We start from the raw sequence: 21,743 nt of genomic DNA, 5'->3' as shown, positions 1-21,743 counted from the left end.
GCTGACTGATGTGGCGCAAAGCCGCTAATGTGGGCAGGACCCTTTTGCCCGCATATCTTTCCCGGAGGCCTGCTGATGATGCCCACCCCTGAAGACTGGCAGAGCTTTGCCGCGCTCCTTGCGATCCTGGGCCTTCTGGGCGGCGCCGTGGTGGCCCTGCAGCGGCTGGGTCTTTTGCGGCGCAGCGCCTCCCCGCACCCATCCCGATCCGAACCCGGGGCAGATGTCACCGACCGGCTCGACCGCCACGCCGAACGGCTGACGCGGCTGGAAGGCGCGGTGGCCGGACTGGCCAGCCGCGAGGACATTCACGGACTGCAGCTTGCCATCGAACGCCAGGCGGGCGCGGTCTCGGAGTTGCGCACCGCCATGGAGCGCGATGCCAGGGCCGTGGGCACCCTTTCGGCCGCCATCACCCGGATCGAGGACCATCTTCTGGGAGAGAGCCGCAGATGAGCTATGCCGCAACACTGGACGCCCACCGCCGCCTGGCCATCCTCACCCATCTTTCGGCCTGTCTCGAATATGCCTCCAACTCGGAGATCCTCATGGATGTCTGCAATGGGCTGGGCATTACCACCTCGCGCGACCGGCTGGTCTCAACGCTGGCCTGGCTCAGCGAACAGGAGCTTGTGACGCTGGAGGACCATGAGGGCTTCGTTCTGGCCTCGGCCACCGCGCGCGGCGTGGATATCGCGCAAGGCCGGGCCCTCCATCCCGGCGTGAGGCGGCCCGCACCAAAGGGGCCGTGACATGCCGCGACGGCGCAAGATCGATCTTCTGCCCTCGGCCATCCGTGACTGGCTGCGCGAAGAGCTCGCCGCGCAGGGGTTTGCCGACTATGACACGATCACCGACGCGCTCAATGACCGCCTGGCCGAGAAGGGGCTGCTGGTCACGATCGGGCGCTCAACGGTGCAGCGGTTCGGCCAGGAACACCGGGAGTTCTCGCGCCTTCAGCAGGAGGCCACCGGCTGGGCGGCGGGGTGGCTGGACGAGATCGGGCTGGAAGAGGAAGCCCGCCGCCAATCGGTGCTCTTCGAGATGATCACCACCGTGGCCTTCAAGGTGATGAAAGCGCAGATGACCCGGGAGGCCGGGGAGATCGATCCGCGTGATCTGCATTTCCTGGGCCGGATGATGAAGGATGTCATGAGCTCATCGGGCTTGCGCGAGGCAATGGCCGACAAGGAACGCAAACGCCTGGCCGAGGCCGAGCGCCGCGCCGGGGGAGAACGGGCCGGGGCGGCCGCGCGCGGGGCCGGTCTCAGCCCGGATGTTGCCGCCCTGATCCGGCAGGCGGTCGAGGGTGGTGATGCATGAGGACCCTTCTGCCCTATCAATCGGCCTGGGTGGGGGACCCCGCCCCGCTGGCCGTGATCGAGAAGTCCCGCCGCATCGGGATCAGCTGGGCCGAGGCCTATCACGCGGTGATGCATGCAGGCACGGGCCGGGGCGATATCTACTATCAGAGCTACGCACGCGACATGACGCGCGGCTTCATCGACGATTGCGCGGGCTGGGCCGAGGACCTCGACATCGCGGCCGGGGCGGCCGGCGAGGTTCTGATCCATGATGAGGGCCGCGACATCCAGGCCTTCCGGATCGCGCTGGCCTCGGGCAAACAGATCCTCGCCATGACCTCTTCCCCACGCGGGTTTCGGGGCAAGGGCCGTCCGGGCGATGTGGCGGTGATCGATGAGGCCGCCTTTGTCGACACGCTCGACGCGGTGCTGAAAGCGGCGCTTGCGTTTCTGACCTGGGGCGGCCGGGTGCGGATCATCTCCACCCATAACGGCGAGGCCAACCCGTTCAACACGCTGGTGCGCGATATCCGGGAGGCTCGCCAGCCGGGCACGCTCCACCGGGTGACACTGCGTGACGCGCTCGCTCAGGGGCTCTATGGGCGGATTGCACAGCTTACCGATCAACCGCTCACGCAGCCGGCCGAAACCGCCTGGGAGGCCGCCATCCGCGCCCAATATGGCCGCCACGGGCCGGAAGAGCTCGACTGCGTGCCTTCGGCGGGCGGCGGGGCCTGGCTGCTTTATGATCTCATCCGCGCCGCCTCACGCGACGCGCGCGCCGGAAACCCCGACCATCGCGGCTCCGGTCCCTGCTATATCGGTGTTGATGTGGCGCGCCGTCGCGACCTCTGGGTGGCCGCCGTGCTGGAAGATGATGGGGGCACGCTCTGGCTGCGCGAGATTGTCACACTGGACAACAAAACCTTTGCCGAACAGCGCGCCGAAATGCGCCGTCTTGCGCGCGCGCACCGCCCCTTGCGCATCCTGGTCGATCAGACCGGCATGGGCGAGGCGGTGGTCGAGCAGTACCAGGAAGACCATGGCGCGCTCACCGTGGAAGGGGTGCTCCTGTCGGCGGCCCGCAAGCTCGATGTGGCCGGCGCCCTGCGCGAGGCCTTCGAGGATCGCCGCATTCGCATTCCCGCCGATCCCGCGCTCTGGGATGATCTGCATTCCGTGCGCGCCGAACCCTCGGCCTCCGGGGCGCCGCGCCTTGTTGCCGACCGCAAGGACAGTGACGGGCATGCCGATCGCTTCTGGGCCCTGGCGCTCGCGGCCTTCGGAGCCGCCTCGGTGGCAGGACCCTTCGAGATGCGGCCGGGTCCGCAACTCAGCTCCGCCGGGCTGGGCGGCGGGCCAGGCGCGGGCGCGGGCTACCGCGCCGATCCCGATCTTGACATCATCCGCTCGCCGCTGGCGGGCCCTGTTGGCTGGAGGTAAGCCATGGATCCCCGTGACAGCGATGTGCCCAAGCGCCCCGATACCGCAGAGCGGGCCGCACCGGCCCAGACCGCCCGGCTGGGCGGAACCGGCATCTGGGGTCAGACCGCAGGCTGGCTGGAAGGTCTGGGCAGCGCGCTGGCCGGCGGGCCGGGCGGCTTTGGCGCTGTCCCGGGCGATGACGCCGGACTGGACGCCGCCGAGATCGCCCTGACCGACAGCAAGGCCACCGCCGTGCTGGGCCAGCGCATCGACGGGTTGCTGGCGGCCCCCCTGACAATCGAGCCCGGCGGGACGCGCGCGCGGGACGTGGCGGCCGCCGACGATCTGCGCTTGCAGTTGGGCGGCCTCGACATGAACCGGGTCAGCCGGGCGCTTCTGCACGCGATCTGGTATGGCTATGCGATCTCCGAATGCCTTTGGGCGGTGGAGGGGCACCGCGTCCGGCTGGTCGATATCCGCAGTCGCGATCCGCGCCTCATCCGCCATGACCGGACCACGCTCGAGCCGCTGCTGATCACCCGGAGCCATCCGGCCGGGATCCCGCTGCCGCCAGCAAAATACATCCTGCACCGCACCCCGCCGCGCCATGGCGGGCAACCCTTCGGGCTGGGGGCCGCGCATTGGTGCATCTGGCCGGTCTGGCTCAAGCGGCAGGTGCTGCGCATGTGGTCGGTGGCGCTGGAGAAGTTCGGGGCGCCGGTGCTGGTGGGCAAATACAGACAGGATGCGCTGCAACCGGAGATCGATGCGCTGCTGGCAATCATGGGACAGGCGGTGACAGCCAGCTGCATCGCGCTGCCCGAGGGCCAGTCGGTGGAAACGCTGGCCGCCGCCGGTTCCGGCGGTGGAGCCGGTGGTAGAGGCTCGGGGGGCGGAGACTTCCGCTCCATGCTGTCCGCTCTGGATCGCATGATCGCCGAAGCGGTGGTGGGCCAGCACGCCACCTCCGAGATCGGCCAGCATGTGGGCACAGCCAGGGTCCAGAATGAAACCCTTCAGGCCCTCATCGCCAGTGACGAACATCGGCTTTCCGAATGCCTGCACGCCAGCGTGGCCACATGGCTCACCCACTGGAACTTTCCCGGGGCTGCCGTGCCCCGGCTTTACCGCGATACCGCGCCACCCGAGGACCTCGAGATCCGCGCAAAACGCGATTATTACATCACCCAGGCCTCCGGCCTGCGCCCCGCGCGCAGCTATATCGAAGAGACCTATGGTGGGGTCTGGGAAGAGCCGGCCCCCCGGCCCGACAGGCCGCCCGACATGTCTGATCCCACCGCAGAGTTTGCCGCGCCGCCCGGCGGCGCCCCGGGTGATGCCATCACCGGGCTGGTCGGCCATCTCATCGGCCCCGATATTGCCGCAGAGGCCGCCGCTGCCACGCTCATTCCCGTTCAGGGCGCACTGGATGAGGCGGAAACGCTTCAAGCGTTGCGCGACCGGCTGGCGGAACTGGCCACCCACCCAGCCGCCGAAGCGCTGGCCGGGCTTTACGCGCGCGCTGATTTTGCAGCCCAGCTCGCAGGCACCGCCGATGCGCCGGTGATGCCCGAAAGCGATCCGGAGGCGTGACCCCATGGCTGACCCGATCGATCTCACGCCACTGGCCACCGCCACAGCGCTTCAGCCCCGGGAAGCCATAGAGTTCTTTCGCGCCAAGGGCTACGCCCCGCCTGAAGGGCGCTATTCCTGGCGCGACTGGTGGGGCGCCTCCCATGCGCGCGGCTTCGTGGTCGCCAAGGCGATGCAGGACGATCTGCTGGCCACGATCCGCGAAGCCGTGGACGAGGCCATCGCCGGGGGCTGGACCATGGAGCAGTTCCGCGCGGCGCTGGAGCCAAAGCTCAAGGCCGCCGGATGGTGGGGCCGCAAGAGCATGACCGATCCGCTCACCGGCGAGACCCGCATCGTACAGCTTGGCTCGAAACGCCGCCTTGCCGTCATATTCGACACCAACCTGCGCACCGCATATGCCGCCGGACGCTGGATGCGCATCCAGCGCACCAAAGAGGTCTTTCCCTATCTCGAATATATCCAGCTCCAGCGCGCCAGCCGCCGCGCGGCGCATCAGCCTTTCCACGGGCTGGTTGTGCCGGTCGATCATATCTGGTGGGCCGCGCATTTCCCGCCCAACGGCTATTTCTGCGCCTGTACCACCCGCCAGCTCTCCGCCCGCGCGCTGGAACGCCGGGGCCTGACCGTCGCCACCGAGCCACCAATGGAAACCCGCAGCCTGACCGATCCCCGCACCGGGCGCAGCCTTGAGGTTCCCAAGGGCATCACGCCGGGCTTTGAGACCAACCCCGGGGCCACATTCCTCGCCGAGCAGGGCCGCCATGATGCCATCGCCGAGGGCCTGGACCCGGTGGCGCGCGGCATCGAACTGGGGCTGATCCACGAAGCCCGCGCACGCGGCCTCAGAACCGGCAATGAACATCTCGCCGCCATCGATCTCGACGCCGACACCCCCGTGCGTGGCGGCAATGCCGCACCCGTGGAATGGGTGGAGGGCGCGCGAGACCGGGTCGACTTGTCTCCGGAGATGCTCGACATATTGAGAGACCCGGCCCGCCGTATCGGCGTCGTGCACAATCATCCCGATTCCGCAGCCCTGTCATCTGTTGATCTTGAGCAGCTGGAAAAGCGACCCGGCCTCGTGCGCGTCGTCGCCGTGGGCCATGATGGCTCGCTCTTCCGCGCCACCGATCCCCGCCCCGGGCTTGGCCACACCGCCAATCGCCTCTGGCAACTGGCCACGCTGCGCATCAACGAGCAAGCGGCCGGTCTCGACATGAACGCCCCCGCCATGCAGCGGCTGGCCTCCCATGCCGCCACCAGCGCACTGGACCGCGCAGGCTACGTCAACTATGCTCACGCCATCGCCGGGGGCAGCCGCGTCAACCTGATGCGCTTTGGCGAAGACCGCATGGAGCAACTGATCGCAGGACTTCTCGAATGGCTGGTTTCCTGACATGGGAAGACCTCGAAAGGCACGGTCTCACCGAGTGCGATCCACGTGATCGCGAAGATCTCGATGATCGGATGTTCGGTGATTTCCTCTACGATCATGAGCCAGGGCAGTCCGTGGACTGGCTCCGTCAAACACTCAAATCCGGCAAACCGACCTGCGGCGCCGGATTCGCCGTGGAACTGAGATGCTCCATCGGGGCTGTCAGAAACGGCCTGCGGTTCCCCTGGGGTGCGGGCCTGCCCGAACCCGCAGAGATTCACCGATTGCGGGATTGCGTGCGCGAGGCCATTGCGCAGATCACCGCATGGGTCGAGGGTCACGGTATCGACCGCCTTGATACCCCTGAGGAAGAGGCCGCAGCCCGGCATGGATGGCCTGATGCCGTGGGCAAGGCCTGGACACCGCAATGGGACATCCTCGGGATCGAACCACCCAACTGGTGGGCCCGTTCCTGAACCGCCCCAACACAGGCCCTAAACGCATCTTCAAAGCCCCGTTAAACGCCAATGCCACGCGCTCTGACCGATCGGCGCAATCCGGGTGTTCTGGCCTGCGCAGATCGTGGAAAATACGCTCGATTCCGGGCCCTGAAATGCGAAGAAAAAACCAGCGTTTTCCGGCGATCTGAACCACTGAGCGGTCGAGATTGGGCAAATCACTGTCGCAAGCCCGATTTTGAGCCCTCATCGTCACGCCTCCTCAAGCACCCGAAAAACCCCTTATTCTGCGCGGTTTAACGCCCCTCATCCCAGATAGGCCCGGATAGGCCCGGATAGGCCCGATTGAGCATTAATTCTGTCGTGGCACACTTTACCTCTCAGCATTATCAACGGGTGCTGGCCTACGTGCAGGACCGTTTGGACCAAACGATTACCGTCGATCAACTGGCCTCTGAGGCGGGGATGAGCCCTTCGCATTTTGCACGGGTTTTCAAGGAGACGCTGGGCTCGACCCCCATGCAATATGTCATGGCTTACCGTGTCGAACAGGCGATTAAGATGATCGAAGACCCTGCGCGCCCCCTGGGTGATATTGCCTTGGCCTGTGGGTTCTCGGATCAGGCGCATTTCACGCGTAGTTTCAAACAGGTGGTAGGGCAGACCCCGCGCGCGTTTCGCGCGGCGAATGCCGTCTAAAGCAGAATCTTTCAAAAACGCGGCAGTCCGGTGCAAGTATGCCTGCCGCCGAGAGCGTATCTCAGGTGTCATCGGGCCTATGCCCATCCAGACAGATTTTGGGAGATATCGCTATGAACACCCTCGCTCTGAACACCGCCGCAGCGCTTATGGCGTCTACAGCCGCCGTCGCGCAGGTTGAAACCCGCACCGTTACCTTCGAGAACGAAGGCGCTATGCTGTCCGGCACGCTGTACCTGCCGGAAGAGCGCGGATCAGAACCGCTGCCCACAGTCGTCGTGACCGGGGCCTGGACCTCGGTTCAGGAACAGATGCCCGCAAACTATGCCCGAGAAATGGCCGAGCGCGGCTTTGCCGCCTTCACTTTTGATTTCCGCGGTTGGGGCAAATCGGGCGATCTGCCGAACAACGTGCGCTTCGTTGAAAGCCCCGAGGCCAAGACTTCGGACATCAAAGCGGCCATCGCGTTCATCGCCACGCTGCCCGAAGTAGACGCAGATCACATCAACGGCCTTGGGATCTGTGCCTCGGCCGGGTACATGGTCGATGCGGTCTCTGGCAATCCGCTGGTTCAGCGGCTCGGTCTGGTTGCACCTTGGTTGCAGAATGAAGAGATCGTCGAGGCGGTTTATGGCGGTGCAGAAGGTGTCGCCGGGCTGATCGAGGTGTCCCACGCCGCCGAGGCCGCTGGCGGTCAGATCATCCCCGCCGCAGGTCCCGAGGGTGCCGAGGGCGTTCTGATGCCGATCGGTGGTTACTACTATGAGGCCGACCGTGGTGGGATCCCCGAATATGACGACAAATGGAACAATGCAGGCTGGGAAGGCTGGCTGACCTATCACCCCGCCGACAATCCGCAGCGTTTGGACAAGCCGCTGGCCATTGTGCACTCGGAAAGCGCGGCGATCCCACAGGGCGTGCAGACCTTCCTTGCTGGTTTCGCAGGCGATGCGACCGCGCAATGGCTGGAAGATGTCACGCAGTTCGACTTCTACGACAACCCCGAGGATGTGACCCGCGCGGCCGATACCGTCGCTGACCACTTCCGCGCCGGTTCAACCAACTAATCCCTGTCTGGACGCCGAGCAATCGTTCGGCGTCCACCCTCATCTATTCGGAGCATCCTCATGCGTAGAAAACTCACATCGACCCTTGCGGCCGTCTCTATGATCGGAACCGCAGCTTTTGCTGAACAACAGGCCGATATCTCGACCGCAATCACCGATATCGCGGCCGGCGCTGACCGACACGATTGGACCCGCGTGCGCGACGCATTTTCCGATACTGTCACGACGGATTATACCAGCCTCTGGGGCGGAGACCCGGTCACACAACCCGCCGACGAGCTTGTGGCTGGATGGTCCGCCTTTCTTCCTGGTTTCGACGCGACGCACCATATGGTGACCAATCACACCATCACTTCCCTGTCCGATACATCCGCCACAGCACAGGCTGATTTCACAGCAACCCATCGTCTTGATGATGGCCTGTGGGTGCTTGGTGGCCGCTATGACTATGAGCTTGAGAAATCAGACGACCGCTGGCTTGTCACATCAATGACCATGACGGCAATCTGGGAATCCGGTGACCGTGGGCTTGTGGCTCTTGCCGGCCAGCGCGCTGCCGAGGCGAATTGAAGGAGTAACCATGACCAGTCAGCGTATCGCACTCGTGACCGGAGCCAACCGCGGTATTGGTAAAGAAGTGTCCCGACAATTGGCCCAAGACCATGGGATGAAGGTTCTGATGGGTGCGCGCGATCTGGCAAAAGGGCAGGCTGCTGCGGATGAAATCGGATATGGTGCGGAAGCCTTGCAATTGGATGTCTCTAGTCCGGATTCTGTCGCGGCTGCCTTCTTCTTGATGGTTGAATCGGCCTATGGCCGCCTTGATGTTTTGGTGAACAACGCTGGTGTGGACTACGACACCGACCAACAGGTTCACCTCGCCGATTTGGACCGGGTGCGTCGCGCCTTTGATACGAACCTTTTCGGCCCTTGGGAGACCACGATTGCGGCGGTGCCGCTGCTAAAACAAGGCACGGATGCCCGGATCGTCAACGTGTCCTCTGGGGCGGGGTCGCTGACCGGCATGTCCGCCGGAACGCCTGGCTATGGCGTATCCAAAGCGGCTCTGAACGCGTTGACCCTCAAGACCGCTGCCGCCTTGAAACCTCAGGGCATTCTTGTCAACGCCGTGTGTCCCGGTTGGGTTGCCACGGATATGGGGGGCGGGGGACGTCCGATTTCTGAGGGTGCCAGGGGCGTTGTCTGGGCAGCGACCTTACCGAAAGGTGGCCCGACCGGAGGGTTCTTCCGCGATGGCGTTGCAATTGATTGGTAGGTTCAGCCGGGTGTCATGAAATCAATCAGCTTCCTGACCCGCGCGGGCAACAGGCGGCGGCTGGGATAGACGGCGAACATGTCCCGCGTCATTGGTTGGGCATCGGTGACCTCAAGCCGTTGCAGTTCGCCGTTTACCATATCTGAAGGCAGCATCGCGACACCCAGGTTGCGACGGGCCGCCTGAGTAATGACATCAAGGTCGGTTAAACTGTGCGCGATATACTTCGGCTGCAGTGTTTCCCCGCCCTCTAGAACCCAGGGTTGACCAGCATTAAGGGCGGGCAGAGCAAGAAAGTCTGGTGTGGAAATCGACCCGTCCAACCCGCGCTCTCGAATGAAGTCCTGTCCTGCGCAAAAGCAGTAGGGAACTGACCAAAGCCGTTTCGCGACAAGGCTAGAATCCGTCAAGGGGCCGAGGCGAAAGGCCAGATCGATATTGTCGCGAAAGAAGTCCAGCATGACATTGGTTGTGGTCATCTCAAACGCCACATCCGGGTTCTCTGCTGCAAAATCCAACAACCGAGGGCCAACGGTCGTGCGTGCCGCCAGCGGGGGCGCCGTAATGCGGATGCTTTGGCGTCTGGTATCGTCGGCAAAGCCCGCGATACCCTGTAACGCCTCGATCGGGTCCTGACATCGATCCAGAAGGCGGCGGCCTTCTTCCGTTAGGCGCACCTGCCGCGTCGTTCGCTCAAACAGCTTGGTGCCAAGATGGTCCTCTAACTCTGCAATCCTTCGGCTGACACGGCTAAGCGGGATCCCCAGACGCTGCGCAGCCTTGGAAAAGCTGAGATGGTTGGCGACGACAGTAAACAGGGCAAGGTCGTTGTAGATCATTATTCTATTTTTGGGATTATTCTTTCCGATATCAACTATTATCATTAGATAGCGTGACTACTACCTTCTGCGCAACAGAAGGAGACAGATCATGCCTTTCGCTATTGAAATCACCCAGACCGGTAAACCAGGTGTTTTGCGCGAAACCAACCGTGCGACCCCGACCCCGAATGCCGGGGAAATCCTGATCCGCAACAAAGCCGCGGCAGTCAATTTCATCGACACGATCATCCGTCGAGGTGAAATGCCCGAGGGGATGATGCCCGACCTGCCTCATGTACCCGGGGTCGAGGGAGCCGGAGTGGTTGAGGCGCTGGGCGAGGGGGTCGAAGGGTTCTCTGTCGGGGACCGCATAGCGTGGATGGGGCAGATTGGTGCCGGTGGATACGGCACCCAGTCGGTGATCGCTGCGCCCTATGTCTCCCGGTTGGCCGATACTGTCGAGTTCGAAACCGCAGCCGCAATCCCCGTCAATGGGATGACCGCCTACCACATGCTGGTCAATCTGGGCGGCGCGGCAGCTGGCAAATCTGTACTGGTTCACGCTGCGGCCGGGGGTGTTGGCACCATGGCGCTACACATTGCCAAGCATCTGGGAATGACAGTGATCGCTTCGACCAGCACCGACAAGGTTGGGTATGCAAACGATCAAGGTGCCGATCACGTCATCGACTATCGCACCGAGGATGTCACCGAGCGGGTGATGGACCTCACCGAAGGGCGCGGCGTGGATCTGACGCTGAACCCGATCTCGGGTGAAACTCTGAAATCAGACCTCGACGCTCTGGCGCCTTTGGGCACTGCAGTTCTGTTCGGGTTCCTTGCCGGTCCGCCCGCAGGCAGTTTTGCCGAGGATTTGGCGAAACACTTTCAGAAGTCGGTCTCGGTCCGGGTTAGCGACATATACACATATTTCGTCAACCACCCAGATCAGTTCAGCGCAGATATGGCAGCGGTGTTTGAATTGTTGCAAGCGGGTGTTCTGCGCCCACAGGTGACCGTCCTACCCGTTGCCCAAGCCGCCGAGGCGCACCGTCGTTTGGAGGCCGGTGAAACCACCGGCAAACTGGTTCTGAGCATAGAGTGATCGAGCCCGGCAAACACGAGTCGCGGCAAGGCGGTCGAATCTAGTTGAAAAAGACCTTTAGCCCCACATAGGGCCCTTGCTGGGTGACATCATAGGCGAAGGGGCCGGTTGACGTTGAATCGCTGTAGTCGACGCTGAAATATCTGTAGCCAAAGGTGATCGCGGTGCGATCCCACGGCTGATAGTCAAAGCCGATATTTGCGCCAACCTGAAGATCGTTGCCTCCGGCCCCGAACCCGCCAAGTTCCAGCGATGCGATGGTGGTCCACCGGTCGTTGAGACGCCACATGCCCCGGGCACCCACAACGGGCTCAATCCAGCCTTCGTCACCGCCTTGGGTGGGCGGGTTCGTCGGCCCCGGAGTCGTGAACCTGATTTCCTGCCGGATCGAGTTGTAGCGAATGCCGCCCTGCAGATCGACGGTGTAGCGCTGGTTGTTGGCACCATAGGTCCCATCCGCCACGCGATAAGCACCCATGACCGCAAACCATTTTTGGCGCACATCTACATCCACTGCAGTGGCGGCCGGGCCGGGGAGGGTGGTGTCCTCTCCGATGCCGACGTAATTGGCGTCAACGATGATACCAAAGTCTCCGTTCCAGGCCTCATATCGCCCGGCCGCTGCGAAATCGAGAACATCCAGCACGTCGCCAAGATCGAGGTCAATATCGGCTGAAACGCCCGAGACGGTTGACGTTCCATGCGTGCGCAGCGGCGTAAACAGGAAAAAGCCAAGAGTGTGTCGCCAGCCGTCTTCGGTCTGACCCGGCGCAGGCAGGGACTGGGCGTATGCTGCGCTCGACAGAAAACAGGACAGGGCCGTGGCGCCTGCCATCACGGCAGCGGATCTGATAGCGATTGGTGAATCTCCTTACTTTCAAATTGCGCGACGACCTTGCTGCAAGCCGTCAGTGTCCGGATATACGATCATCTGCCAACAGAAGACTGTTTGAGCAGGAATGCCTCGACAGCAGCTTCGGTTTCAGGTCGCAGGTTTTCGATGCCTTCATAGGGAACACCACGGGCTGGTTCGATGTCCGGGTATTTCTCCTTGCGTTTCAGATGGCGCCCCAGAATACGGACGAACTCTTGCCCGCCCCAAGCCCCAACCTCGGTTGAAACCGGGTATTTATCATGCGTATCGCGGTAAACATCGAAGAAATCGGCTAGAATCGCGCTCTCTCCGGCTCCGGGAATGCGCAGCTTTAGTTGATCTTTGATGACCGCGCGGGGGGTGTGGACGGAATAGACGATCAGGTGGTCGCGCCGTCCTTTTGTCTCGCCCAACAGCAGCAGCGAGGATTGGTCGACCCCGTCCACCAGCCGATCCCGAGGAATGCCGCTTTCGGCTCCGGCGAACCGGGCGAGTGTGGTATAGAGATCCGAGACGTGGACGATATCTCCGACGATGCCATCGGCCTCAATCATGCCGGGCCAGCGGATGAAACTGTCGACCCGAATGCCGCCCTCGGACACATCACCTTTGCCACCGGCGAAAACCATCGGGGTGAACCCTGATTGCGGCGAATACTTGGTGAAATGGCCGTTGTCGCCCATCACGATGACAATGGTGTTGTCGGCCAGGCCAAGCGCCTCCATCTCGTTGAAGATATCGCCGAGCCAGCTGTCTAGCTGCTGCATCTTGTCGACATAGAGCCCTCCGTTCGGCGATTGCGGCCCCGAACGACCTGCGCGCGTGTTGTCCAGCGGAATGAGTGGCCAATATTGCAGGAAGAACGGCGCTTCCCCGCCAGCCAGCTCGCGCATTTTTTCAAGCGTCTGGTCCTGGTAGCGCTGGTTCATTTCGTCATATTTTTCGGCGGTCCAGCGCTCGCCTGCGGTCATGTCAACTTCGCGCGCAAGACCCCCGCGTTCAGCTTCAAGGCCGGTGACCATCGCGGCAGGGTCGGGGCGAAAGAAGTCGTCCAGAACGAAACGGTCATCGAAATCCGAGATTCCGACCGAGACCTGTTCCTTGATCGCATCGTCGTTGTAGATGGTCAGTTGGCCCTGCTGATGAACCGGGAACCCCGCCCAATCGAAGCCTTGGTTATGAGGCCAGGCCTCGGGGATATCGCCCATGTGCCACTTGCCCACATGCACAGTCGCATAGCCCGCATCTGACAGGATCTCGGCCAGCGTGACTTCGTCGGCTGGCAGGCCGAACCCGGCGATATCCACGGTGGTGTCGCCCATGCCCATCCGAACCGGAAGCCGCCCGGTCATCATCGCAACCCGTGTGGGTGTGCAGGAGGGTTCGGTATACATGCGCACCATGCGCATCGCTTCGTCCGAGAAGGCGTTGATATGAGGCGTCGAATACCCGCGCACCGCGTTCAGTTCTGGAATACCAAGATCGCCAAAGCCGATATCGTCAATCAGGATATTGATGATGTTGGGTGGCTTGCCGTCGTTCGAGCTTCGGAAGTCTTCTAGCAACTGGTCAACCTCGGCATTGTCAGCAGCCCATTGTTCGGCATTCTGCGCTTCGAGGATGTAGTACTCGGCATCATGGATGATCGGCGCGTCCTGAGCGGTTGAGATCGTGGCCGATAGGCAGAACAGCACCGACAGGCTGGTTAGGGTTTTCATTTCAACAATCCTCATTCGCTTTGGGCGGGGGTCTGGCGGGGGTCAGATGTGGTGTTGGGCGGGCCGGAGCGGTTGATATCCGTGCCGGGGAAGAACTCGACCCAGACATGCCAGAACATGCCTGATCGAAGGGTCTCAACGCGGGTCAGTTGGCCGCAATCCGCGTTTCCGAAGAAATCGACATGGGTGATGGGCGCGCCGCTGTCATTGTACCAGACGCCAACGCTTTCATAGATTGGGTCGTAGGAAACCACGACGTCACGCCCGCCAACCGTGGCGTTGATCAGCCCTTTATTTTCGGCCAGGAAATCATCGGTCCAGCAAACTGCGTCGTCACCGATCGTGATGCCCCAGACATAGGTTTTGTTGGGCAGACGGTTGTCGCTGTGGCTCATGTTGTCCATGACGGGCGCTTCTTCTTGGTGCTGCTTGGCGATGCCCGAGGAGAAAACGGTTTCAGTAAAGGTGTCGAACAACCTGAGAAGCGGGTTCGAGGAGGGCTTGTTCAGAAAGACCTCTCCATCTGGATAGGCCTTTTGAAATCCCCGAAAGCTCATCCGAAAGGTGGGCCATGGCTGCATTGCCGCTGTTCTCGAGGCGTCGCCGTCGAAGCGGCCATAGATCTGCTGGATCGGCTCTCCGGTGGTGTTGTCGCGCAGTATCAGGTTGTTGCCGTGCTGGGCCATCACCTCAAGATCCAGACGTTTGCCGTGGATCTCGGGTTTGTAGGCCTGCCCCAGATTGGCCATGGCACAATAGGTCATGACGATGTCATCGCCGCCCAACCCCTTATCGTTGCCGGCCAGATGAGGGCGCATCAGCTGGGCGTCCGAATGCGCCCGCGCGTGGCCGTTGTTTTCAATCACCAGAACACTTGCGGATGGGTTGATAAATTGTTGCGCTTCGGAGATCGGATAGTAGCGGGCGGTGTCTTGCTGGTTGCGCAGACCGATATGGACCCAAACCCATGGAAACACGAACAGGAATATGATCACCAGTGTGACCGCGGGTACGCCGAGGAAAAACAGCCAGCCCGGACCGCCACCAAGAAAATGCCCGACAAGCATCAGCGCAAGCCCGGTGAATCCCGCGGCAAGATAGGTGTTCTCATTCCGGATAAAGCGGATCATGTTATTGCGCTTGACCTTCAGCACCATCTGGCTGACGTCACCGAGATCACGGAAATACATGAACCCGATGGTCAACGACACGAGGAGCCCGACGTAGAAGAGAAGATTGGCCAACATTTGAATCGCCTTTTTGCGTCTTGATTAGCCCTCGGGCGGGGTCGAATGGGACGAAAGGTAAGTTTTGATTTCGTCCTCAAGCCCTCGGAGGCTGTCGATGAGATCAGAATTTCTTGGGTCGCTTGCATCGCAGGGAAGAAGAGCTGCCAGGCTTTCGAAGTCAGCGCAGATTTGCGCAAAGACCGTGTCTGAGCTGCGCAGGCGCCGGATATCATTCGCCTGATCAGGAAAGTGTATCGACAAGCAAGCCATCATAAGCCTCACGGTGTCTGAACCCAGTTGTACCCCCGCGATGAGGTCCGTTCCCCTCCTTTGCTAATCATTCTGCCCGAAATTCATTTACACATTCAGGTATCTTAACGTATGTTACGGGGTAACATGTTATTTTTCAAATACTTGAAGCCAGCCAGCGGTTAACGAAAGCGATGTCAGACGCCAGCGTAAAGTCAGATACGGCCCAAAAAACGCTCTCGGATGAAGACATTCAGCGGGCACTGAAGGCGGTCCTGGACAGTCCGGAATTCGATGGGGCCGAGCGACTGCAGTCTTTCCTCAGCTACGTTGTCGATAAGCTTCTGGCGGGCCAGTCCGAGGATATCCGCGCCAAGTCGATCGCCGAGGATGTCTACGGAAGGGCGCTGGATTCCGGGGGTGACCCTATGGCTGTTGTGCGGGTTGATGCGGGGCGTGTGCGTCGGCGATTGGCGAGCTTCTATTCGAACTCCGGCAAGGATCAGAGGCTGCGCATCCATGTGGATCCGGGCGGCTATGTCCCCCGGTTTGAGGTTTTGGACCTAAACATACCGTCGGACCGAGCGCGTCCCTCAAGGATGGTCTGGGTCTCAGTAGCAGCTTTGACTGCGTTGGCTATCGCGAGCGGCGTGATGCTCTTCTCCCGATCGCCCCAGTCACCGCCCAGCCCGGTCGCCGTCTCTACAAATGCCAATCAAGAACAAGCCATCAGAGAGGCGCTGTTCTCGACAAACCCGACCAAGCTACAAGCCGTTAATCTGGCGACTGAGGCGCGCCTGCTGATGTTCCCGGTTCTAGACCGCGACAGGCTGCAAGCCGTGCGCGGCATGTTCGAACGCGCCATGGCGCTGGATGAGACATATTTCGGCGGTTATGCCGGTTCGGCGCAGGCGATCAGCATCCTTGCCTTAACAACCCCGCCCGGAGCTGAAAAACAGGCGCTTCTGAACCTCGCCAAAAACCGAGCGCAGCGAGCATTGGAACTGGCACCGGATGAAGGCTGGAGCCATTCCGCCCTTGCCCTGGCTTCATTTTGCTCGCGCGAGCATGAGGCAGCACTTGCGCAGTCCACGCGCGCAACACGGCTTGCCCCTGATGATATCCACGTCACCAATTTTGATGCTCTGTTCGCGTTGTTTGGTGGGGATTTCCAGCGCGCTATAGCGTCCGCCAATCGGGCGCGGGGTGCCAATACGACAAACGGTAGATTTCCCTATCGCAGCGTGTTGGCCTCCTCCAGCTATCACTTGGGGGATTATCAGGCGTCGGTAGACCAGTTCAACGAGGCGGTCAGGCTGGGTGATCCGGTCAGCGCGATCTCGATCGGTTATCTGGCGGCAAGCTATCAACGGCTCGGAGACAATGAGCGCGCGCGGGCCACAATCCTGTTGTTGGACGAAGCCTGGCCCGGCTACCCTCTGGCGGCGCTGTTTCGGACTTTGTTTGCCGATCCGGATCATGCCGAAGACATCATCAGCGCGATTGACGAAATAGCGGCTTTGCAAGCCGACTAGGGTACGGGACTGGAAGAAGAGGCTATTCTCGGATTTCCGACGGATCGACGCCCCAGAGGTTGCCTTTCAGCGTCCACCCCTTGTAGCCCCCCGCCGAAATGCGACACCAATCCAGCGAACACGCGCCAAGGCGGGCGACCACTCCGGTTTCGAAATGCGCGTTGACGGTCGAGTTCGGATCGGGTCGGGCATAAACGGGCAGAATCTCGGATTCGATCAGCACCGTGCGCAGGCCGGACAGCAGGGCGTAGTGAACCCAACCTCCGGCCCCGTCGCGATCCTGTACCTTGCGCCAGTTGCCGTATTCCGCAGTGATTTGCAGCGGCATACCGCGCCGCTTGAAGACCCAATCGATTCGATGGGTCAGGGACGGACCGCGGCGCACATTGCCTTCGGCAGCCTTCATCGAGACATAGCGCGGAAGGGGCAGGTTGGTGACCGGGCCGCGCACGTCTTGGGCTGCGACCGGCGCAGAGCCGAACGCAATAAAATACGCGGATAGGATCGCCAAACAAAGGCGTTTCACCGGTAGAAGACCACTCACTGACTGCCTGCTCTTGTGCCTGTTGATCTGCTTTCGAAAAAAGGTCGACTCAATGCCTTTGGGGTTCTTGTGCCCCGCCTTATCCTGCGCCACGATGCCATGACGCAAGCGCGTTTGCAAAGCAGTGGGAGGGCGGAAGTGCCAAGAGAACGTCTGAGTGTTGTTGTTACGCGACGGTTGCCGGAAGTCGTGGAAACGCGACTGAGCGAGCTGTTTGATGTTCGCCTGCGCGACGATGACACCCCCATGACCCGTGAGGAACTGGTCGCCGCCGTGCAAGAGGCCGACGTGCTGGTGCCGACGGTGACCGACACAATTGACGGTGGTTTATTGGGGCAAGCTGGTGAAAAGCTGCGCTTGATAGCCAATTACGGGGCAGGGGTCGACAATATCGACGTCTCAACCGCGCGTCAGCGTGGCATTCTGGTCTCGAACACTCCGGGTGTTCTGACCGATGATACGGCCGACATGACCATGGCGCTGATCCTGGCGGTGACGCGTCGTTTCCCTGAAGGCGTGGCGCTGATGCAGCAAGGCGATTGGTCCGGTTGGGCGCCGACGGCTTTGCTGGGAGGTCGGATCGGAGGGCGCCGTCTAGGTATTCTGGGTATGGGCCGGATCGGTCAGGCTGTTGCGCGCCGTGCCAGTGCTTTCGGGATGCAGGTGCACTATAACAACCGCCGCCGCTTGCGGCCTGAGATTGAACAGGATCTGGAGGCCACCTATTGGGAAAGCCTCGATCAGATGGTCGCGCGGATGGATGTGATCTCGGTTCATTGCCCCTCGACCCCGTCGACTTTCCACCTGCTGAACGCGCGTCGGCTGAAGCTGCTGAAGCCCTCGGCTGTGGTCGTGAACACTTCGCGTGGTGAGGTAATCGACGAAAATGCGCTGACGAGGCTGATCCGGTCCGGCGATGTCGCGGGCGCCGGGTTGGATGTGTATGAACACGGCACGCAGGTGAACCCACGCCTTCGCAAGCTGCCCAACGTGGTGCTGCTGCCCCATATGGGATCGGCCACGCTGGAGGGGCGGATCGAGATGGGTGAGAAAGTTATTATCAATATCAAAACCTTCGAGGATGGGCACAGACCACCGGATCAGGTGGTCCCATCCATGCTTTAACCTTTTCCAGGAGCACATTATGCCTACCAATCGGATTTCAGGATTACTTCTGTCTGTCATTGCCTTTACCGCTCCGGGCTTTGCCCAGGAAACAGCGGACTCCGTGGCCCCCGAAGGCGCGAGCGAAGGTCAAGTTCAGGCTCTGACCGACGAGTTGATCGCGGCGCTTGAGGCCAAAACCAGCGGCGTGCCCGTACAGTCCGAGAATTGGATGGTCGCTGCGGCCAACCCCTTGGCAGTTGAGGCCGGGGCGAAGATTCTGCGGGTGGGTGGGTCCGCTGCGGATGCCATGGTCGCCGTTCAGGTTGTTCTGGGCCTCGTCGAACCGCAATCCTCGGGCCTTGGGGGTGGGGCGTTTCTGGTCTGGTACGACGCTGCCACCGGACAGCTTACAACACTGGACGGGCGCGAAACGGCCCCATTGGACGCGACGCCAACCTTGTTTCAGGATGAAAACGGCGAGCCCTTGCAGTTCTTTGATGCCGTCGTCGGAGGGTTGTCGATTGGAACGCCCGGCACGCCTGCCTTGCTGGAGGAGGCGCATCGCCGTTGGGGCCGTTCGCCGTGGCCCGGGCTGTTCACCGATGGTATCCGGCTGGCGGATGACGGGTTTCTGGTCTCGCCTCGTCTGGCCAGTCTGGTCGCCAACGACGCCGAGCGTCTGTCGCGTTTCCCTGCAACGGCCGCGTATTTCCTGCCCGAAGGTGAGCCACTGCAACAGGGTCAACGCCTGATGAACCCGGCTTACGCGGATACACTGCGCGCTCTGGCCGAGGACGGTGCCGCCGGGTTCTACGGCGGGCAAATCGCGTCAGATATCGTGCGAACCGTCCGCACCGCGCCGGGCAATCCGGGCGTATTATCTGGCACCGATCTGGCCCTGTATCAGGTCATTGAACGCGATCCGGTTTGCGCCGCCTACCGCGCCTATGAGGTCTGCGGTATGGGCCCGCCGTCGTCCGGGGCGCTGACCGTTGGGCAGATTCTGGGTATGCTGAACAGCTATGATCTGGCCGCGATGGGGCCTGAGAGCGTGGAGTCATGGCGCCTGATCGGCGAAGCCTCACGCCTCGCTTTCGCGGATCGGGGGCGGTACATGGCGGACAGTGATTTTGTGCCGATGCCGACCACCGGGCTGGTTGATCCGGACTATCTGGCGCAGCGCGCGGAGATTTTGAACGCCAAGGGCGCACTGACCGAGGTCGCTCCGGGCAATCCCGAGTTTGATCATGCGATGAACTGGGCTGATGACGAGTCATTGGAGCTGCCTTCGACGTCGCATATCTCGATCGTAGACAGTTACGGCAATGTCTTGTCAATGACGACGACGATTGAAAACGGCTTTGGTTCGCGCCTGATGACGAACGGGTTTTTGCTGAACAACGAACTGACTGATTTTTCGTTCCGCACCCATCGCGACGGAGTTCCCATCGCGAACCGTCTTGAACCCGGTAAACGGCCGCGCTCGTCCATGAGCCCGACCATCGTCATGCAAGACGGCGCGCCGGTTCTGGCCATCGGGTCTCCGGGAGGCAGTCGTATCATTGGCTACGTTGCCAAGTCGATCATCGCCTGGGCGGATTGGGATATGGATGTGCAGCAGGCGATCTCGCTGCCGCATCTGGTCAACCGGTTCGGGACCTATGATGTCGAGGTGGATACTGCGGCTGAAGGCTATGCAGATGCGCTGATCGAAATCGGGTTCGAGGTGAACCCCCGCGATCTGACCTCGGGCCTGCATGCGATTGAGATCAGCGAAGGTCTCAGCGGTGGTGCGGACCATCGGCGTGAAGGGATCGCGCTGGGAGAATAAAATCTAGGTCTTACCCGGCTCGGGTGGGCCTTTTCGACACATTGAGAAAGGCCCGTGCATCTGGCGGGCAGGAAAGGGGTAGCATGGTGCAGGCGACGGCTCTGCCGAGAAATGAGGCTGGGATTGGCACGGCGCTCGGCATCTTGAAGCAACAGTTTGGGGATCGTCTGCAAACCGGTGCGGCCATCCGCGAACAGCACGGCCACACCACGACCTGGATCACCAATCAAAGCCCGGACGCGGTGGTGTTTCCCCACACCACGCAGGAGGTCGCAGAGATCGTCAAGACCTGCGCCGCGCATAAGGTGCCGGTAATCGCGTTTGGCACGGGCACGTCGCTTGAAGGGCATGTGAACGCGCCTGCCGGTGGAGTGTCGGTCGATCTGACCCAAATGAACAAGGTACTGGCGGTGCATGCAGAGGATCTGGATTGCGTCGTGCAACCCGGTGTGACGCGTGAAGATCTGAACACCCATCTGCGCGATCAGGGCCTGTTCTTTCCGATTGATCCCGGTGCAAATGCCTCACTCGGCGGGATGGCTGCGACCCGCGCGTCCGGGACCAATGCGGTGCGCTATGGCACTATGCGGGACAATGTACTGAGTCTTGAGGCGGTGATGCCCGATGGGCAGATCATCCGAACCGGCAATCGCGCCAAGAAATCCTCGGCAGGGTACGATTTGGCGCGGCTTTTGATCGGCGCCGAAGGCACGTTGGGCATCATCACCGAACTGACCCTGCGCCTGCATGGCATCCCTGAGGCGATCAGCTCCGCCCGCTGCTCTTTCCCGACTGTCGATGCCGCCTGCCGGGCGGTCATGATGACGATCCAATACGGCGTGCCCGTCGCGCGGATCGAATTGCTGGATGAACTATCCGTCAAAGCCGCCAATTCATATTCCGGCCTGACCTTGCCGGAAACGCCTCTGCTGCTGTTGGAGTTCCACGGCTCGGACGCAAGCGCAGCCGAACAGGCCGAGACCTTTGGTCAGATCGCAGAAGAGTTTGGCGGCACAGACTTCGCCGCAACCTCAACCACCGAGGAACGCAACAAGCTATGGCAGGCGCGTCACGACATGTACTGGGCCAGCCTTCAGTTGCGACCGGGCGCCAAGGGGATCTCGACCGATGTCTGCGTACCAATATCCCGTCTGGCCGAGGCCGTAGGGGCCGCTCAGGACAAAGCGGCCGAGCTTGACCTACTTGCGCCTATCGTTGGGCATGTCGGCGACGGGAACTTTCACACGCTGCCCCTGATCGACATGGACGACGCCGAAGAAGTCCGCCGGGCCGATGAATTTGTCGGATGGCTAAACGATCTGGCCATCTCGATGGAGGGCACCTGCACGGGCGAGCATGGCATCGGGCAGGGCAAGCGCCCTTATCTTGAGAAAGAACTGGGGCAGGCAACGCTCTACATGGCCGCGATCAAGGCGGCGCTTGACCCCGACGATATCATGAATCCGGGAAAGATACTGGCCGATCACACCTAGCAGTTTCCGCGATCTTGTCTGCTTTGTGCCCACAAAT

The 21,743-nt window shown here is 61.6% G+C and carries 22 protein-coding genes; 16 read left to right on the top strand and 6 right to left on the bottom strand.

Annotation, left to right across the window (positions count from 1 at the left end):
• Window positions 1-27 precede the first annotated feature (27 nt).
• From ACOERD_RS07150 to ACOERD_RS07100, 11 genes are all read left to right on the top strand, one after another.
• Complete coding sequence (locus ACOERD_RS07150; protein WP_419738523.1) at window positions 28-456, top strand: hypothetical protein; 429 nt, start codon at window positions 28-30, stop codon at window positions 454-456.
• Entirely contained in the window at window positions 453-752 is a 300-nt protein-coding gene (locus ACOERD_RS07145; RefSeq protein ID WP_419737723.1) for a hypothetical protein, read from the top strand. Before ACOERD_RS07150 ends, ACOERD_RS07145 begins: the two co-directional genes overlap by 4 nt.
• 1 nt (window position 753) lies before the next feature.
• Window positions 754-1,323, top strand: coding sequence for a phage protein Gp27 family protein (locus ACOERD_RS07140; protein WP_419737724.1), 570 nt, complete (start codon window positions 754-756; stop codon window positions 1,321-1,323).
• Window positions 1,320-2,747 (top strand): hypothetical protein, encoded by a 1,428-nt coding sequence (locus ACOERD_RS07135; RefSeq protein ID WP_419738328.1) that lies wholly within the window; start codon window positions 1,320-1,322, stop codon window positions 2,745-2,747. The genes ACOERD_RS07140 and ACOERD_RS07135 overlap by 4 nt, the downstream gene beginning before the upstream one ends.
• A 3-nt stretch (window positions 2,748-2,750) precedes the next feature.
• Window positions 2,751-4,322 carry a phage portal protein family protein gene (locus tag ACOERD_RS07130; protein WP_419737908.1) on the top strand — a complete coding sequence of 524 codons (1,572 nt, stop codon included), beginning with the start codon at window positions 2,751-2,753 and terminating at the stop codon, window positions 4,320-4,322.
• Window positions 4,323-4,494: 172 nt separating this feature from the next.
• Entirely contained in the window at window positions 4,495-5,721 is a 1,227-nt protein-coding gene (locus ACOERD_RS07125; RefSeq protein WP_419738327.1) for a phage minor head protein, read from the top strand.
• Complete coding sequence (locus tag ACOERD_RS07120) at window positions 5,706-6,176, top strand: hypothetical protein (RefSeq protein ID WP_419737728.1); 471 nt, start codon at window positions 5,706-5,708, stop codon at window positions 6,174-6,176. The genes ACOERD_RS07125 and ACOERD_RS07120 overlap by 16 nt, the downstream gene beginning before the upstream one ends.
• 327 nt (window positions 6,177-6,503) lie before the next feature.
• Entirely contained in the window at window positions 6,504-6,857 is a 354-nt protein-coding gene (locus ACOERD_RS07115) for a helix-turn-helix domain-containing protein (protein WP_419738522.1), read from the top strand.
• Window positions 6,858-6,970: 113 nt separating this feature from the next.
• On the top strand, window positions 6,971-7,924 hold the full coding sequence (locus ACOERD_RS07110; RefSeq protein WP_419738521.1) for an alpha/beta hydrolase: 954 nt from the start codon (window positions 6,971-6,973) through the stop codon (window positions 7,922-7,924).
• Window positions 7,925-7,984: 60 nt separating this feature from the next.
• Entirely contained in the window at window positions 7,985-8,494 is a 510-nt protein-coding gene (locus tag ACOERD_RS07105) for a nuclear transport factor 2 family protein (RefSeq protein ID WP_419738520.1), read from the top strand.
• A gap of 10 nt (window positions 8,495-8,504) precedes the next feature.
• The gene (locus ACOERD_RS07100; protein ID WP_419738519.1) at window positions 8,505-9,200 is read left to right on the top strand and encodes an SDR family oxidoreductase; all 696 of its coding nucleotides are present in this window, start codon (window positions 8,505-8,507) and stop codon (window positions 9,198-9,200) included.
• Window positions 9,201-9,202: 2 nt separating this feature from the next.
• On the opposite strand, the gene ACOERD_RS07095 is transcribed toward ACOERD_RS07100, so the two are convergent.
• The gene (locus tag ACOERD_RS07095) at window positions 9,203-10,039 is read right to left on the bottom strand and encodes a LysR family transcriptional regulator (RefSeq protein WP_419738518.1); all 837 of its coding nucleotides are present in this window, start codon (window positions 10,037-10,039) and stop codon (window positions 9,203-9,205) included.
• A 91-nt stretch (window positions 10,040-10,130) separates the two neighbouring features.
• On the opposite strand from ACOERD_RS07095, the gene ACOERD_RS07090 reads away from it, so the two are divergent.
• Entirely contained in the window at window positions 10,131-11,126 is a 996-nt protein-coding gene (locus tag ACOERD_RS07090; protein ID WP_419738517.1) for a quinone oxidoreductase family protein, read from the top strand.
• A gap of 40 nt (window positions 11,127-11,166) precedes the next feature.
• Here the strand turns inward: ACOERD_RS07090 and ACOERD_RS07085 are convergent, their stop codons facing one another.
• The 4 genes from ACOERD_RS07085 to ACOERD_RS07070 form a co-directional block, all read right to left on the bottom strand.
• Window positions 11,167-11,961 (bottom strand): hypothetical protein, encoded by a 795-nt coding sequence (locus ACOERD_RS07085; RefSeq protein ID WP_419738516.1) that lies wholly within the window; start codon window positions 11,959-11,961, stop codon window positions 11,167-11,169.
• A 92-nt stretch (window positions 11,962-12,053) separates the two neighbouring features.
• Window positions 12,054-13,718: a sulfatase-like hydrolase/transferase gene (locus tag ACOERD_RS07080; RefSeq protein WP_419738515.1), complete on the bottom strand. Its 1,665-nt coding sequence runs from the start codon at window positions 13,716-13,718 to the stop codon at window positions 12,054-12,056.
• An 11-nt stretch (window positions 13,719-13,729) separates the two neighbouring features.
• Window positions 13,730-14,965: a DUF3179 domain-containing (seleno)protein gene (locus ACOERD_RS07075; RefSeq protein ID WP_419738514.1), complete on the bottom strand. Its 1,236-nt coding sequence runs from the start codon at window positions 14,963-14,965 to the stop codon at window positions 13,730-13,732.
• A gap of 446 nt (window positions 14,966-15,411) precedes the next feature.
• Complete coding sequence (locus ACOERD_RS07070; protein WP_419738513.1) at window positions 15,412-15,717, bottom strand: hypothetical protein; 306 nt, start codon at window positions 15,715-15,717, stop codon at window positions 15,412-15,414.
• A 111-nt stretch (window positions 15,718-15,828) separates the two neighbouring features.
• Between ACOERD_RS07070 and ACOERD_RS07065 the strand changes: the two genes are divergently transcribed.
• Window positions 15,829-16,731 (top strand): tetratricopeptide repeat protein, encoded by a 903-nt coding sequence (locus ACOERD_RS07065; RefSeq protein WP_419738512.1) that lies wholly within the window; start codon window positions 15,829-15,831, stop codon window positions 16,729-16,731.
• Window positions 16,732-16,753: 22 nt separating this feature from the next.
• Here the strand turns inward: ACOERD_RS07065 and ACOERD_RS07060 are convergent, their stop codons facing one another.
• A complete protein-coding gene (locus ACOERD_RS07060) occupies window positions 16,754-17,242 on the bottom strand; it encodes an SH3 domain-containing protein (RefSeq protein WP_419738539.1) in 489 nt (162 codons plus the stop codon).
• A 171-nt stretch (window positions 17,243-17,413) separates the two neighbouring features.
• On the opposite strand from ACOERD_RS07060, the gene ACOERD_RS07055 reads away from it, so the two are divergent.
• The 3 genes from ACOERD_RS07055 to ACOERD_RS07045 all read left to right on the top strand — a co-directional run bounded on the left by ACOERD_RS07055 (window position 17,414) and on the right by ACOERD_RS07045 (window position 21,706).
• Entirely contained in the window at window positions 17,414-18,400 is a 987-nt protein-coding gene (locus ACOERD_RS07055; RefSeq protein ID WP_419738511.1) for a 2-hydroxyacid dehydrogenase, read from the top strand.
• Window positions 18,401-18,419: 19 nt separating this feature from the next.
• Complete coding sequence (ggt, locus tag ACOERD_RS07050; RefSeq protein ID WP_419738510.1) at window positions 18,420-20,213, top strand: gamma-glutamyltransferase; 1,794 nt, start codon at window positions 18,420-18,422, stop codon at window positions 20,211-20,213.
• A gap of 83 nt (window positions 20,214-20,296) precedes the next feature.
• Window positions 20,297-21,706 (top strand): FAD-binding oxidoreductase, encoded by a 1,410-nt coding sequence (locus ACOERD_RS07045; RefSeq protein ID WP_419738509.1) that lies wholly within the window; start codon window positions 20,297-20,299, stop codon window positions 21,704-21,706.
• Window positions 21,707-21,743: the final 37 nt, after the last annotated feature.

This window comes from Ruegeria sp., assembly GCF_965199275.1.
Taxonomy (GTDB): Bacteria; Pseudomonadota; Alphaproteobacteria; order Rhodobacterales; family Rhodobacteraceae; genus Ruegeria.
Note: the sequence above shows the minus strand (reverse complement) of the source record. Positions and strands in the feature narration are given on the sequence as shown.